Here is a 16,105-nt window from a genome sequence, read left to right as displayed (position 1 = left end):
AACCACAAGACACATACTAATATATTTGCTAAAATCGTTTATAATAATGATTTTTGATAAAAATATTAGCAAATGAATATCCTGATCATTGTATTACTTATTCTCGTTCTTTCCGCACTCATTTTTCTTTTATTAAAAAAGCCGGTTACTGATAAAAATCAGCTGGACTTATTATCTCTAAAAGATACTGAGCATGAAAAAATTATTGCCTATTATAAAGAGGAAAAACAAATTCTGGAAGATGAGCTGGTTGATTTACGTACTGGTTTTATGGACGAACGGAGCCGTGCTGTAAAAGCAGAGGAAATGCTGAAAGCCCAGTTAAATAAGCAAACTGAACAGGAAAAATACATACTGGAACTGCAACAGCAGTTTAAAATGGAGTTCGAGCACATTGCCAATAAAATTCTGGAAGAAAAAACCTCCAGATTTACGGCTAATAACAAAGCAAATATGGACCTCATTTTAAGCCCGCTGAAGGAAAATATTAAGGCATTCGAGGAAAAGGTCGAAAGGGTCTACAAAGCGGAGTCAGACGAGCGGAATATACTCAAGGGGGTAATTTCACAGCTCATGGATCAGAGCAGACAAATACAGGAAGATGCAAATAACCTGACAAAAGCCCTTAAAGGCGATAATAAAAAACAAGGTAACTGGGGTGAAGTTATTCTGGAGCGTGTACTGGAACGCTCAGGACTGGTCAGAGATCAGGAATACAGAATACAATCAAGTTTTAATACTTCTACTGGAACCAGAGTACAGCCTGATGTAATTATCGATCTTCCGGAAGACAAACACATAGTTGTAGATTCCAAGGTTTCCCTGATCGCCTATGAAAAATATGTGACTGCAGAAAGTGAAGAAGAAAGGGAAATCTACGTGAAACAACATCTTTTATCTCTTAAAAATCACGTTCAGGATCTGTCTGGTAAAAATTATCAGGCTCTTTATCAGATCAATTCACCCGATTTTGTATTACTTTTTATTCCTATAGAATCCTCTTTCGGTGTAGCAGTTCAAAAAGATGCAGAATTGTTCAATTATGCCTGGGAAAGAAAGGTCGTTATCGTAAGCCCGTCAACCTTACTAGCTACCCTCCGTACAATTTCCAGTATATGGAAACAGGAAAGACAAAATAGAAATGTACTCGAAATAGCGCGTTTAAGTGGTAGTATGTATGATAAATTTGTTGGTTTTCTAACTGATATGGAAAGTATCGGCAGGAATATCAGGCAAAGTCAGGACGCTTATGATAAAGCATTGGGTAAACTTTCAACAGGATCAGGAAATCTTGCAAATACTGCCGATAAAATTAAAAAGCTGGGTGCAAAAACAACTAAACAGATTGATCAGAAGTTTTTGGACCCAGCCTTACTGGATGATGAAATCCTATAATTTAAAGGCGTTCCAGCCCTGCGCTTTTAACTCATGGACTACATTTGATTTTGAAACCATTTTACAACCTGATGGTTTATCCGTAATATGACCAATTACGGTTATATCTACATCATGTTTAAGTTTAGTATAATCATCCTGTTTGATCGTAAATAACAGTTCATAATCCTCACCACCATTTAATGCACAAACTGTAGGATCCAATCCCAGTTCTCTTGCAGTTTCATAAGTCATCGGATCAATTGGAAATTTATCTTCATATAAAGTACATCCCTTATCAGATTGTTTACAGATATGCATGATATCCGAAGCCAGACCATCTGATACATCAATCATAGCTGTTGGTACAATTTTCATTTGTGCCAGCAGATCTACAATATCTCTTCTTCCTTCTGGTTTAAGCTGACGTTCAATAATATAATCTTTTCCTTCCAGATCAGGCTGAATATTAGGGTTTTCCAGAAAAATCTGTTTTTCTCTTTCCAGTATCTGTAAACCTACATAGGCACCTCCCAGGTCGCCGGAAACACAAATTAAATCTCCTTCGTTAGCCCCGTTTCTGTAACAGATATCTTTTTTATCAGCATAACCTATACTCGTCACGCTCAATACTAATCCCTGTTTACTCGAAGAAGTATCCCCGCCAATCAGATCAATATTGAATTTATTACAGGCAAGTTCTATTCCTTTATAAATTTCTTCCACAGCTTCTAGTGGAAATTTACTCGATACACCTATCGAAACTGTAATCTGAGTCGCAACACCATTCATCGCATAAATATCGCTCAGATTAACCTGTACAGCTTTATAACCTAAATGCATCAGGGGTACATAGGCCAGGTCAAAGTGAATTCCTTCCAGCAGTAGATCTGTAGAAATTAAAACTTCTTTATCACCTGCATGAAGTACCGCTGCATCGTCACCGATACCTTTTACGCTACTTTCATGTCTTATTTTAAAATTATTTGTCAGATGCTCAATTAAGCCAAATTCACCTAATTCTGACAGATCTGTACGTTCTTTATTTTCAAACATATTTTATTATATAAATCTCAAGAGCGGATTTCCCGTCTTTTTATAATCCAAGACTTGCTGATATTTCCAGCATTCTTTCTATTGGTTTTCTCGCTTCCCTGATAATATTTTCCGGTACAGTTACTTCTGGTGATCCGTTTTTCAAACACAGATATAATTTTTCCAGTGTATTTCTTTTCATATACGGACAATCATTGCAGGCACAGTTATTATTCGGCGGCGCAGGTATAAAAGTTTTAGATGGATTTGCCTTTTCCATCTGGTGAATAATACCGCTTTCTGTAGCAACAATAAACTCTTTTGCATCACTTTTGATGGAATAATTTAACAGACCTGTAGTAGATCCTATATAATCTGCCATCTGCAATACTGCTTCTTCACATTCCGGGTGTGCAATAAATTTCGCATTGGGATGACGCTCTTTAAGTTTTGTTATTTTCTCTCTCGAAAATATCTCATGAACCATACAGGCACCATTCCATAATACCAAATCCCTTCCGGTTTTTTTAGCCACCCAGGCACCCAGATTTTTATCCGGACCAAAAATAATTTTCTGCTCTTTTGGCAGACTTTCTACAATCTGAACAGCATTTGTTGAAGTACAAACGATATCACTCATCGCTTTCAGTTCAGCTGTACAATTTACATAAGTAATAACCAGGTGATCCGGGTATTTCTCTTTAAATTTTTTAAACAAATGTGGAGGACAACTATCTGCTAATGAGCATCCTGCCTTCAAATCTGGTAATAACACTTTTTTATCAGGAGAAAGGATTTTAGCCGTTTCTGCCATAAAATGCACACCTGCAAACACAATTACATCTGCCTCAGTTCTGGCTGCTTCCTGAGAAAGTCCCAAACTATCCCCAATATAGTCAGCAACATCCTGTATATCAGGTTCTTGATAGTAATGTGCTAAAATGATCGCATTTTTCTCTTTTTTTAGTTTTTCAATTTCTTCAAAAAGATCAAGTGTTGGATCGATACTTTCCTCTACAAATCCTCTTCTGTTCAATTCTTCTAAGGTATCCATTTTCAACGTTTCAATAATTAATAATTATTTAATATAAATAGACTTCTATTGTTTATTAGTGTGTTAGTAATGTTTGTAACTCCGGAATATTTATTCGTTTATATAACTTGTTCTATAGTTACTAACAAATAAATCACTTTTTTTCTGGAAATATCTGCTGATTTACAATTAGATATTTTTGAGATTAAAAACTTATCCATACTCAGATGTTTATTAGTTGTTTGGTAGTAAAAAGTTAATAACTCATGCAAAGTTGCTGAAAAATAACTTAAAATATTGTGTCTAATTCTCATTTTAGCTTAGCTTTAAACATTCTTAAATAGTTACTCTATTTATTTAGACATGTAATTAACATTTTTCTAACGTTGTTAACAACAACGCAGAATCAGCACAATTCAATGAAGAATACAGATTTTTTAGTAATAGGATCGGGGATTGCGGGCTTGAGCTTCGCTTTAAAGGCCGCCAGACATGGTAAAGTACTTATCATCACAAAATCAAATGAAGACGAATCAAATACAAAATATGCCCAGGGTGGTGTAGCTGTTGTTGTAGATAAAGATGATTCTTTCGAAAAACATATTCAGGATACTTTAATTGCGGGCGATGGGCTTTGTGATCCGGAAATTGTGGAAATCGTTGTTAAGGAAGGGCCTCAGCGTATCCAGGAGATCATAGATTACGGTATAAACTTCGATAAAGATCCTGCAGGGGTTTATGATCTGGCCAAGGAAGGGGGGCATTCGGAGCACCGCGTTTTGCACTATAAAGACGTTACAGGGTACGAAATTGAGAGTGTTTTATTGAAGCAAATTCACGAAAATCCGAATATAGAGATATTAACACATTACTTCTGTTTGGAGTTAATTACCCAACATCACCTCGGTGAGTTTGTTGACAAGAGCACCAAAGTTATTAACTGTTTTGGTGTATATGCCTTTAACACAGAGCTTAACGATGTGGAAAAGATACTAGCAAAGGTAACTGTTCTGGCTTCTGGAGGAGCTGGTCATGTGTATTCCAGTACTACAAATCCGGTAATTGCGACAGGAGATGGAATGGCAATGGTGTACCGCGCAAAAGGGAAATTGAGGAATATGGAATTTATTCAGTTCCATCCTACGGCTCTTTATAACCCTGGAGAGTATCCATCCTTCTTAATTTCGGAAGCTGTGAGGGGCTTTGGAGGCGTTCTAAAGCGTAAGAATGGGGATGAATTTATGTATGAATATGATGAAAGAGGGTCATTGGCACCACGTGATATTGTGGCCCGTGCGATAGATTCTGAAATGAAAAAATCGGGTGAAGATTTCGTTTATCTGGATATCAGGCATCGTTCAAAAGCTGACATATTGACACATTTTCCAAATATTTATGCGAAGTGTTTATCTATAGGAATAGACATGACCAAAGATTTGATACCGGTTACTCCAGCTGCACATTATATGTGCGGAGGAATTTTAGTGGATGAATTTGGAAGATCTTCTATCAATAATTTATATGCCTGTGGTGAATGTTCATCAACTGGTCTGCACGGGGCAAACCGTCTGGCTTCAAATTCACTGTTAGAAGCTCCCGTATTTGCACATCGTATTTATCTCGATGCTATAGAGAAATTTAAAAATAGTGTGATTCCCGGCAATATTCCTGAATGGAATGATGATGGAGTTGTACAGTCAGATGAAGATATTCTGGTTACACATAATTTAAGAGAGACTCAGAAACTGATGAGTGATTATGTAGGAATAGTAAGATCTGATTTCAGGTTGGACAGAGCAATGCGCCGGTTATTTTTATTGCATGAAGAGACAGAAGAATTTTATAAAGCCAATAAGGTTTCAGTTAAGCTTTGTGAACTGAGAAATGTAATACAGGTTGCTTTTACTGTAATTAAATCGGCGATGGCAAGAAAAGAGAGCAGGGGATTGCATTTTACTACAGATTACCCTGGTCATGCTGAAGAATTAACTGATACTATTTTTTAATATATATAATATGCCTGTTATTTTACCGGTTTTAGATAAAAATCCCAAATGGGGTGAGAATTGTTTTATTGCGCCAAATGCGACTATAGTAGGGGATGTGACTATGGGAACTAATTGTTCTGTTTGGTTCAATGCTGTAATCAGGGGTGATGTGAATACGATTACGATAGGAAATGACAGCAATATCCAGGATGGGGCGGTAATACACGCTACCTATCTTAAAGCTGCTACAACGATTGGTAACCGCGTGTCAGTGGGACATAATGCGATTGTCCATGGCTGTGTACTGAAAGATCATGTACTGGTTGGTATGGGCGCTATAATTATGGACAATGCAGTAGTTAATGAGTACTGTATTATAGGCGCTGGTTCGGTTGTACTGGAAAACACAATTTGTGAATCTGGGTTTCTGTATGCGGGTACCCCGGCGAAAAAAATAAAGCCCATTACTGAAGAGCAACGGGCTTTATTAAATAAGTTACCTGATAATTATATCATGTACGCAGACTGGTTTAAATAGTCTACTGGGGTTCTTTTGGCAGGGTGATAGTTTCATTTCTATCCCAGTTTGCACGTATAGAAAGTTCTTTAGGTTCGTTCCATATTTTCTCTGGTTGTATACCTAATTTGACATTACCTGTATCCCATACACCATTTTTGTTGGTATCATAAATGATCCTGATGAAATATTTTCCGGCCCTGTAATTATTAAAACTAACGGTAGTATCTTTTGATACTACCAGGCTGTTGACTATAGCCTTGTTCTCATTGGTTACTTCCAGCAAATATTGTTTGTTAGGTTCGGGGGTGACTATTTTTACTTTTAAGGTACCATAATCATCACTTTTCGCCAGCTGGAATTTCTTGGTAAACTCTTTATTTTTGGTATTGAATATGGCAGTAAATGCCCCTTCCTTGAATTTGAGTTCATAGATTCTGTTGGGTTTCCAGGGGTACAGTATATGGTAGGAAAGGAAGTCTAAGCTGTCTTTTTTAACTTTGAAATTAGTGTTTGCTACAGAATCTTCCATGAAGACAATTTTTGCAGGATCTACAGTTTCTACTGGTATACCGAAAGTTAAAGTGAATGGTTTATTCGGATTGAGCAGATTGGCTTCAATATTATCTGTAGCAGTAACCACACGCTTATAGGTATCCTTCTTACCGCGGTTAAAATTAACTGTCTGCAATAATTTTCCGTTGTTGGTGATGCTTACTTTAGTAGAATCGAAGTTCATATCATTCAGCCATATCTTGACTGAGTCACCGGTTTTATTGAATTTGACTTCTTTATTCAGATCAAGATTTTTAGGTTCAATGATTGTAATTCCGGGATGCTGTAGTTTCTGATTAAAAAGAAGGGTTATACTTCCATCAGCATTCAGTCTCCTGTCATTTACCCTGAAGACAGTAGCATCTTCTTTAAAGATGACCATGTTCACATTCTGAGTGTCTTTTTTCAGGACTAGTGGTTCTTTAACAAAACCTATTTCATCAGAACTTTGCTGATATATTTTATCACTGTTTTGCTCTTTCAGGGCATAAACTTTATAGGTATTACTTCTTAAATTGTTGATTTTGTAATTCCCGCTGCTGTCGGTAAGTGTATATATTGAGGCTTTCTTTTTACCAAAGATGGCCGTGTCTTTAGCCAGGGGAAGAACGAATGCCACACCTTCAATTAATGGTTTACCGGTTATTGCATCTTTGATATGACCCGATATACTCAGAGAGTCCATAGAAGAACCCGTAGAAAAAACATAACTGAAATTTTTCAGTACGTTTCCTTCATTAACATCAGCAATCGCTTTACCGAAGTTGAGGGTATAGGTTGTATTTTTTTCAAGAGAATCTGTAAAAGTAATTTCCAGTGATTTGTTTTTTACTTTCAGGGTCGGCATGACCGCAAGGTCCGGAGAGATTGAAAATTGCTTATACTGGTCAACTAATTTAAAATATTCATCAAACTGGATTACGATTTTTTTAGCAGTAAAATTTCTGGTTAAATTTTTCGGAACCATGGAAAGTATTTTTGGCGGAGTTTTATCCTTTGGACCTCCCTGTGGACCCGGACCAATACTTGCGCAGCCATAAATCAGTGATATTCCTGAAAATGTATAGATTAAATTCCGCGCTATCTTTAATAAGCTGTTTTTGACCATTTAGATGCGATATAATAAACTTCTTAACCTTTTTATATAATATGTCTAAGAAAATCTGAAAGTGGCTTATATCGCTTTAAATCAAGCTGCTTTCAGATTCACTTATTTTTGTTGTAATCGATTGTAAATCAATTAATTGTGTTTTATTTGCTGATATGTACCATTAAAACTGAAATATCGGACGGTGAAACGCCTGAAATTCTCGAAGCCTGTCCCAAAGTACGGGGTTTTATCTTCAATAATTTTTCGCGTGCTTCTTTTGACAGTGACCCTAAAGTAGAATAATCAAAATCAGGATTGATGTCTTTGTCTTCCATCTTCTGCATTTTATTCACGATCTCCTGTTCTTTCAGAAAATAGCTTTCATACTTGATTTTAATTTCAGCCTGCTCAATAGTTTCCTGATCGTAGGCATTTAAGTATTCATCAAAACTTTTACTAACCTTTCTGAGATCCTCAATTCCTACCTGTGGTCTGCTCAGTACGCTGAACAGTTTTACATTTTGTGCAAGTGGAGTTGAATTTAAATTTTCAAGCATCTCATTTGCCTCCGTCATTTCGATTCCCTGTTTTCTGGTGAAGGCAACGATATGGTCAGAGTTAGCAATTTTCTGATGTACGATTTCCAGACGTTCATCACTGATCAATCCTAAAGCGTGGGCAATAGGGGAGAGCCTGATATCTGCATTGTCCTGACGAAGCAATAGTCTGTGTTCAGCTCTGGAGGTAAACATACGATAAGGTTCTTCGGTACCTTTTGTGACTAAGTCGTCAATCAGTACGCCAATATAAGATTCGGAACGCTTCATAATTAAAGGAGCTTTCTCATTAATCTTTAAATGTGCATTAATTCCGGCTATAAAACCCTGACTAGCAGCCTCTTCGTATCCAGTTGTGCCATTAATCTGACCCGCAAAGTACAGATTCTCAATGAGTTTGGTTTCGAGAGTCAGGGATAACTGGGTAGGTGGAAAATAATCGTATTCAATGGCATAACCTGGTCTGAACATTTTAGCATTTTCGAAACCTGGTATCTGGATCAGTGCCCTGTATTGTACATCCTCAGGTAATGAAGTTGAAAATCCATTCACATAAATTTCACAGGTATTCCATCCTTCAGGTTCTACAAAAATCTGGTGTCTGTCACGTTCCGCAAAGCGGTTTATTTTATCTTCGATAGAAGGACAATATCTTGGACCGAGACCTTTGATTCTGCCAGTGAACATTGGAGATTTTTCGAATCCTTCTTTCAGAGTCTCGTGAACGTTACTGTTGGTATAAGTGATCCAGCAACATCTTTTTTCGGTAGGACGCTCTACGTTTGTGTAAGAAAAACGTCCTGGATTTTCATCACCCCATTGCTCTTCCATCAGGGAATAATTTAACGATCTTCCATCCACGCGTGGGGGAGTACCCGTCTTCATTCTGCCGGCTTCGAAACCCAGGGAAGTTAATTGTTCGGTAATTCCGGTCGCTGCTTTTTCACCTGTTCTTCCTCCGCCAAATTTTTTCTCTCCGATATGGATTAAACCATTTAGGAAAGTTCCGTTTGTCAGTACAACACTTTTGGCTTTTATCTCTACACCAATAGAAGTTTTTACACCTGTTACTTTATTGTTTTCAATGATCAGGCTACTTACCATGTCCTGCCAGAAATCTACATTTGGTGTACGCTCTAAAGCAAGTCTCCATTCTTCTGCAAATCTCTTTCTGTCGTTCTGTGCGCGTGGGCTCCACATCGCTGGCCCCTTAGACAAATTGAGCATTCTGAATTGTAAAGTTGTCTTATCACTGATGATACCAGAGTATCCACCCATAGCATCAATCTCCCTTACGATTTGTCCTTTTGCTACACCGCCCATAGCAGGGTTGCAGCTCATCTGCGCAATTGTCTCCATGTTCATGGTGACCAATAAAACGGAAGATCCCATGTTTGCTGCTGCCGCTGCTGCTTCGCAACCTGCGTGTCCGGCACCGACAACAATCACATCATATTCTTTAAACATCTTATTTTGTGTTTATGTTCCACGTGAAACAAGGTCTGTATTTCTTCTCTTGAAGACCAGGCGTTCCACGTGGAACGTTAATTTTTAATTTAGCTCAACGGGCTTGTTTGCTTTTGCTGAGGCATCAGAAAGCCTAAAATTAGCTTGTTTTATTTGTTTTTTCTGATAATTCTAACCAGCGCTCCATGGTCTTCTCTAAACCTTCAGTTAACTTTTCGATGGTTTTAGTGACTTCCTGGATTTCCATATACTTCGTGCTGTCTATAGCTAAAAGGGAATTGGTCAGCTTTTCAATTTCTGCTTCTGTCTCCGAAACCTTTAATTCCAGGTCTTCTAATTCTTTCTGTTCTTTATAGGTTAATTTAGCAGGAGGGACACTGTTCGCTTTCTGTTCCGTCTTTGTTGTTTTGTTCTCTGTCTTTTCTTTAGGAACGTCCAGGCTCAAACGGTATTCAGAATAATTTCCATTGTAGATATTTACTACGCCATTGCCTTCCATGATAAATAATTGTTCGCTCATTTTATCCAGCAGATATCTGTCGTGAGAAACCAGAATTAAAACACCAGGAAAGTTTTCAAGGAATTCTTCCAGGACATTCAGCGTGTCAATATCCAAATCATTCGTCGGCTCATCCAGAATAAGGAAGTTAGGGTTCTGCATTAAAACCTTCATCAGGTGTAAACGCTTTTTCTCCCCGCCGCTTAATTTCTCTACCATGCCGTGTTGTTTCTTGGGAGGGAAGAGGAATAAGGTTAATAACTGGGAAGCTGAGATCATTGAACCATCAGCCATTTTAATATATTCGGCATCCGATTTTACAATATCGATTACTCTTTCTTTTTCGTTGAAAGCTAAACCACCTTGTTTGTAGTAACCATATACTGTAGTTTCACCAGTACTTACTTTCCCCTTTTCAGGAGTTAAGAAACCAGTGATAATATTTAACAAAGTTGATTTGCCGGTACCATTCTTTCCTGCTAAACCTATTCGGTCTGCACGTTTGAAAGTATAGCTAAAATCATTGATGATTTTTTTCTCGTCAAACGACTGACCAATATGATCCAGTTCAAGGATCTTATTTCCCTGGCGGGCCATTTTCACATTCAGTGTTACACTTTGCGTATCTGAACGTTGTTTGGTTTTGCTTTCCAGATCATAAAAAGCATCTATTCTGGACTGGGATTTAGTCGTTCTTGCCTGTGGCATTCTGCGCATCCACTCCAGTTCTTTTTTCAGGAGGTTCTTATTTTTTTGAAAAGTACTTTCATCAGCTGCTTCACGTTCCGATTTCTTTTCCAGGAAATAGGCGTAGTTTCCATTGTAGTTGTAAATTTTACCTCTGTCCAGTTCTACAATAGTATTACATACGTTATCCAGGAAATACCTGTCGTGCGTAACTAATAAAATTGTTTTGTTTCCGGAAGTCAGCAATTTTTCCAACCATTCAATCGTATCAATATCCAGGTGATTGGTTGGCTCATCCAGGACATAAATTTCCGGATCTTCGATTAATAATTTTGCCAGTGCCAGACGTTTTTTCTGGCCACCTGATAAAGTTGAGATTTTTTGCTGCAAATGATTAATTCCCATACGGCTTAAAATCGTTTTGATTTCATGCTCATATTCCCAGGCATTATGCTCGCTCAATTCCTCGTATAAACGGTTGAGTGTTTTTTCGTCCGGGTTTGGATCTTCAATCAGTTCTTCATATTCCTTGATTAACTGTTGCTGCTTATTTTCTGTAGAAAAAATAAAATCACTGATAGAATAACCATCAGGGAAGGAGGGTTCCTGATCCAGGAAACCAATCTTAACGAATTTATTTTTTACTATTTTCCCTTCCAGTGGAGTAAACCGCTCGGCAAGTAATTTTAAGAGGGTACTTTTTCCGGCGCCATTTATCCCAACAAGCGCTACACGCTGTCCGGTCTGGATGCCTAGGGTTAGATTTTTGAATAACCATTCATCATGGTAGGCATGGCCTAAATTTTCTGCTGCAATTAATGTGCTCAAAGTATATTTTTAACGAATTATCAGATAAGAAATTACCTGCAAAAGTAAGCAATATTTGTGGGTATAATATTCATGTGTTTAAACATCTAAATATTTAATTACAATTCCTTAACTCTTGGAGGTATCAATATGTATAAGAGAAGATTAGCACCGGTTACAGGTAGCTTTCGGAGCTTATAAATGATCTTCTGAAAATCTATGCCGGATCAGCTGAATTCGTGCAGAGTTTGCTATGGAAAGAAAACGTTTTTATTTAAGGGAGCAGGATAAAAAGTATGTTGCACAAAAAAAATGGGAGATTTGATTGAAGAAAGGAGCATAAATCAGAATATTTTGTAAAACGGATGAAAAGGGCTCAAGGCAAACATTGACGTTCCGTTTTACCAGCTTTTTAAGCGATACAAACGATTTTTTGATATTTTGAAGTAATATGGTTCGAAGATTTTAAAAACGGCTTAAATCTCTTATAAATAACCCAGTGTTAAATCGATGTGTTTGTGTTTGTAACCGACTGATAATCAGCAATTAGTGTTTTTGATGGGTGATTAAATACCCGTTAAGCCCAACGCTGAGTCAATTAATGACAAATAATGGTCTTCTTTTTGGGTCATCAATGTTTTCGCAGCTTTGCTCTTATCCTTGTAGCCCAGCAAATGAAGAGTGCCATGAATCATGACGCGGCAAAGTTCATGAGCGACAGTCCCCTTAAATTTTTTTGCGTTTTCCTGGATACGTTCAATACTGATGAAAATATCTCCAGTAATTGTTTTGGCTTTCTCTGAATTATCAAAAGTAATCACGTCAGTATAATCATCGTGATTAAGATATTGCTGGTTTATACCCAGTAAATATTCGTCACTGCATAAAATGAAAGTTAATTCATCCAGCTCATAACCTTCAGTAACGACCGCTTCACTGATCCAGTTCCTGATCAGGGTTTTGTTTTTGAGGGTGTACTTAACGTCTTCTAAAAAAAAATATATGGCTGGTTTACTCATGGATGCTTATTTACTGCTGCAAATTTAGCAATTTAAAATAGTCTGCTATTTTATTTTTATAATAGTAGTTTAATGAAGGGGGTAATTTTTGCAATAACTCATTTTCGCCGGATTGTTTCTTTTTGAATTCTTCCAGTAATTTAGGATAAGAAGGAGGGAAATCTTTTCCAGCCTTACTCTCGCGTTTTCCATCTTCATTCTGTTCGCGGCTGGCTTTATCTGCATCCAGTAATTTGGTTAATACTTCCTGCTGACGTCTGATCGTAGCCTCTTCGATTCTTTTATTGATCAGTTCAGTTTCCGTAAGTTTCATTTCCTTAATCACCTGATTCAGGTTACCCTGATTTCCATTGCCGCCTTTATTTTCATCTGCGTTAATGCGTTGAAGTGCTTCACGGATCATCTGTTGCTGCTGGGCCATTTTCGCAAAGTTTTCACTCATTTCCCCTTTTGGGACATTTCCTTGTTTACCTTCTTTCTGCAATTGCTGACGGGCTTGCTGCATGTTTTTATTCAGTTGGTCCTGCATCTTTTGCAGCTGCTGCATGGATTGTTTACCCTTGCCTTTTCCTCCCTGTTTTGTATTTCTTTTGTTTTTCTCCAGCTGTTCCAGCGCCTCGTTAAGCATTAGTGCCAGGTTATTAATAGAGGTCATGGTATACTGCTGATTTTTTACAGCCTCATAGGTACGTCTGTCCGCGAGGTTTTCCAGGCTTTTATCCAGATTAAAATTGATCTGCTGCATTTCGGATGTAACCGTACTTTCTATTTGAGGAACCCTTTTGCTCAGTGAGGAAAGGCTGTCCGAAATCGTCCGCATATTATCCTTAATACCACGTTGCAGCTGAACGTTGCGGATATAGGAAGGATCATTGAAGGCCATTTTACTAAGGCTTACCATTACTTTTTCCTGATCAAAGGAAGTCTGAAGGAGATGTTGCAGTAAAGTCCTTAGTTCTTCTGTCTGGAGACTGTTTTCCAGCTCTGACGCCTGTTGCTGATCATCCTCCATTTTCTTTGCCATCTCACGCATATTATCAGCAGCTTTCTGTTGCTGGTCTGCTGCTTTTTGTCTTTGATTCTGCTGCAGTTTCTCCAGACTCTGCTGTTGCTGGTTCTGAACTAGCTGTGCTGTTTTCTCTTGTGTTTCGAAGTTATTCGGCCGTTCCAATGCCTGGTTTTTGTCCTGTAATTGCTTGATTTCCTTTTTCAGCTCATTAAATTCCTGTTGCTGTTTCTCCTGGCTTTTTTGCAGTTCATTCAGCGGTGCGTTTTTATTCTGGGTCTGCCTGGCCAGATCCTGCTGTGTTTTCGCCATGCTGGATAAACGGGTTATTTTTTCCTGCAGGTTTTGCTCAAATTCCAACTGTTTATAGAGCTCTAAAATACGGTCAAGCTCATTTTTTAACGATTTATTATCCATTGTCATCTTCGACAATTCCTGCTGTGTCTGGTCTTTATTATTCTGCGAAATCATGTTCTGAAGTTTTTCCAGTAACTCCTTTGTTTTAGGATCAAGCACATTATTGAAAAGATTATCTATTTGTTTTTGCTGTTCAGCCAGCTGATCTTTCAGTGGCTGATTTTCATTCATCTTGTAAGTGTTTTTCTTTTTTTCTTCCTGAATTTCGCGGACTGCGGCTTCCAGTTTCTGCTGTTTTTCCAGAAGCTGACTGATTTCTTTTTTATCTTCAAAGGTGAGCGTCTTTTTATCGAGCAGGGTTTCCCCTAGTTTTTTACTTTCTCTTTCTACCTGGCCAGCCAGTTTGATGGCAGACTCCATTTGCTGTTTCAGCTGATTGCTCTCCGTATTGATTTGTTTTTGCAGTTGCTGGGTAGAAGGAGGGGCGTAGGTTCTGACGGCGGTACGGCTTTTCTTAGGGCCGTTTACGCCATCATTATCGGCTACTTCTATGTAGTATTCCAGCGTCTGACCCGGGTTTAGGTCAATATTTCTGAGGTTCCAGAAATAAAAAAAAGCATTTTGCTGCTGATTTGCTTTAAAAGGTATATTGGTTTGCACAGTCTTTTTAGCAATACCATTTTCCCTGAGGGTATAGATAAACCGGAGCGAACTGAAGCCATGGTCATCCTGGATATTTCCGGTAAAGTAGAGTGCTTTACGACTTAGGGAATCGGCTGTCTCTTTGCTGTCAATCACAGGCGGGAGGTCAGTAATAACCTCTATTTTATGTGTGATTGAGTCTTTTTGCAAAGAAAAATCATTTTTAGGAACGAGCTGATATTGCTGACTTTTTCTAAGTACAGCCTTCATGCTGGCGAGGTTATCAGTCACAGGAAGTATACTACTCAGTCCTCCGGATTTAAATAAGATTTGCTTTGTGTTTGCTGTTGAAATTTTCCAGGTAACGGCAGTGCCTTCTGGTATAATCAGGTCTGTGGCATTAGCTATATGTTCTTTCTTCTTTTTGAGATAAGAAGGATATTCCAGATCTGCATTTATTGTTAGTACCGCAGGTCTTGGTTTGATCGTCACCGTATAGGCTCTGGAGTCAAATCCCCCGGCGCTGAAACGAAGTATTTGTGTTTTCTGAAGATTTTTTAGGGTATAATGAAAAAGACTCTTCGTTTTTTTTTCGAGTTTAAAAGTATTCAGGCCCTCTTTCAGATAAACTTCCTGTGGAAGCTGATCGCCTTCCAGTTTTAAATCGAGTTGGATATCATCACCCTGAGTTGCAGTCAAATCATTGTTTTTCAATACAAAACTGAAAGGTGCAGCGGGTAGTATTTCTTTGTCATATTGTACAAGACTATGCGTTCCTTCTCTCAGAATGACAGGCGCCAGCAAGCCAATAATGACAATAATCAATAAAGGAACAGCGAAATACCGGATAAGTTTCCTGTTATCGCCCAGATTAATGGCTTTACTGAATGGCACAGGGCTTAGCTCCACTATTTTTTGTTCTATGCCAGCCAGAATCAGCTGATTATGCTGTGGGGATAAATCTGCCAGCGCTTTAAGCTGTATTGTATTCAGTAATTTATCTCTTACCGGCTGAAAATGGTTCCCGATAATCTCAGCCGATTCTTCCAGGCTAAGACTTTTGCTCAGTTTGAAATAAGCCAGCGCAGGTTTGACGATACCCAATACTATTGAAACTACTAAAATCAATAGATAGGAAAAGAAAAGGATGGTTTTGATCAGCGGGACTGGCTGCAGATAATAAACCAGGACAAACAGTAGAAGGTACAGTGCAAACAGCAGTGCCAGGGTATAAATAAGGCCTTTCAGCAGTTTATTGAGATAAAACCTCTGCTTAAATTCATTAATCTTTGAAATTAAAAGTTCGTAGTTGTTATCCATTGCTGCAGCATAAAGGGCTGTTCAGGCTTAAAGATAAAAAAGCCAGGGAGAGAGAACGAATGTAAGAGCTGTTTTTTTATTTCAGACAGCAAAAAAGGGCATAAAAAAAGCTTCCCGATATCTCATCAGGAAGCTTGTACGAATTATGGTTA

At 38.1% G+C, this 16,105-nt stretch carries 10 protein-coding genes; 3 read left to right on the top strand and 7 right to left on the bottom strand.

Translation table 11 applies throughout. The features are described 5' to 3' along the window. Positions 1 to 72: 72 nt before the first annotated feature. Positions 73 to 1,395: a DNA recombination protein RmuC gene (locus HDF25_RS08395; RefSeq protein WP_184624299.1), complete on the top strand. Its 1,323-nt coding sequence runs from the start codon at positions 73 to 75 to the stop codon at positions 1,393 to 1,395. Here the strand turns inward: HDF25_RS08395 and thiL are convergent. Continuing rightward, entirely contained in the window at positions 1,390 to 2,430 is a 1,041-nt protein-coding gene (gene thiL / locus HDF25_RS08390; RefSeq protein ID WP_184624298.1) for a thiamine-phosphate kinase, read from the bottom strand. The genes HDF25_RS08395 and thiL overlap by 6 nt on opposite strands. Positions 2,431 to 2,470: 40 nt before the next feature. Then, a complete protein-coding gene (gene nadA / locus HDF25_RS08385) occupies positions 2,471 to 3,463 on the bottom strand; it encodes a quinolinate synthase NadA (protein WP_184624297.1) in 993 nt (330 codons plus the stop codon). A gap of 398 nt (positions 3,464 to 3,861) precedes the next feature. Here nadA and nadB point away from each other — a divergent pair, with 398 nt between their 5' ends. Both nadB and HDF25_RS08375 read left to right on the top strand, forming a co-directional pair. After that, entirely contained in the window at positions 3,862 to 5,448 is a 1,587-nt protein-coding gene (gene nadB, locus HDF25_RS08380) for an L-aspartate oxidase (protein WP_184624296.1), read from the top strand. Between the two features lie 10 nt (positions 5,449 to 5,458). Beyond that, positions 5,459 to 5,968, top strand: a complete 510-nt coding sequence (locus tag HDF25_RS08375) for a gamma carbonic anhydrase family protein (RefSeq protein WP_184624295.1) — start codon at positions 5,459 to 5,461, stop codon at positions 5,966 to 5,968. Position 5,969: 1 nt separating this feature from the next. Here the strand turns inward: HDF25_RS08375 and HDF25_RS08370 are convergent, their stop codons facing one another. The 5 genes from HDF25_RS08370 to HDF25_RS08350 form a co-directional block, all read right to left on the bottom strand. Next, a complete protein-coding gene (locus tag HDF25_RS08370) occupies positions 5,970 to 7,610 on the bottom strand; it encodes an Ig-like domain-containing protein (protein ID WP_184624294.1) in 1,641 nt (546 codons plus the stop codon). 143 nt (positions 7,611 to 7,753) lie between these two features. Then, positions 7,754 to 9,616, bottom strand: a complete 1,863-nt coding sequence (gene mnmG, locus HDF25_RS08365; protein WP_184624293.1) for a tRNA uridine-5-carboxymethylaminomethyl(34) synthesis enzyme MnmG — start codon at positions 9,614 to 9,616, stop codon at positions 7,754 to 7,756. A 139-nt stretch (positions 9,617 to 9,755) separates the two neighbouring features. Beyond that, on the bottom strand, positions 9,756 to 11,630 hold the full coding sequence (locus HDF25_RS08360; protein ID WP_184624292.1) for an ABC-F family ATP-binding cassette domain-containing protein: 1,875 nt from the start codon (positions 11,628 to 11,630) through the stop codon (positions 9,756 to 9,758). A 545-nt stretch (positions 11,631 to 12,175) separates the two neighbouring features. After that, complete coding sequence (gene ybeY, locus HDF25_RS08355) at positions 12,176 to 12,628, bottom strand: rRNA maturation RNase YbeY (RefSeq protein WP_184624291.1); 453 nt, start codon at positions 12,626 to 12,628, stop codon at positions 12,176 to 12,178. 10 nt (positions 12,629 to 12,638) lie between these two features. Then, on the bottom strand, positions 12,639 to 15,953 hold the full coding sequence (locus HDF25_RS08350) for a hypothetical protein (RefSeq protein ID WP_184624290.1): 3,315 nt from the start codon (positions 15,951 to 15,953) through the stop codon (positions 12,639 to 12,641). Between the last annotated feature and the right edge of the window lie 152 nt (positions 15,954 to 16,105).

Source organism: Pedobacter cryoconitis, from assembly GCF_014207135.1.
GTDB lineage: Bacteria > Bacteroidota > Bacteroidia > Sphingobacteriales > Sphingobacteriaceae > Pedobacter > Pedobacter cryoconitis_D.
The sequence above is the reverse complement of the archived record's forward strand: the minus strand, read 5'-3'. Positions and strand labels throughout refer to the sequence as shown.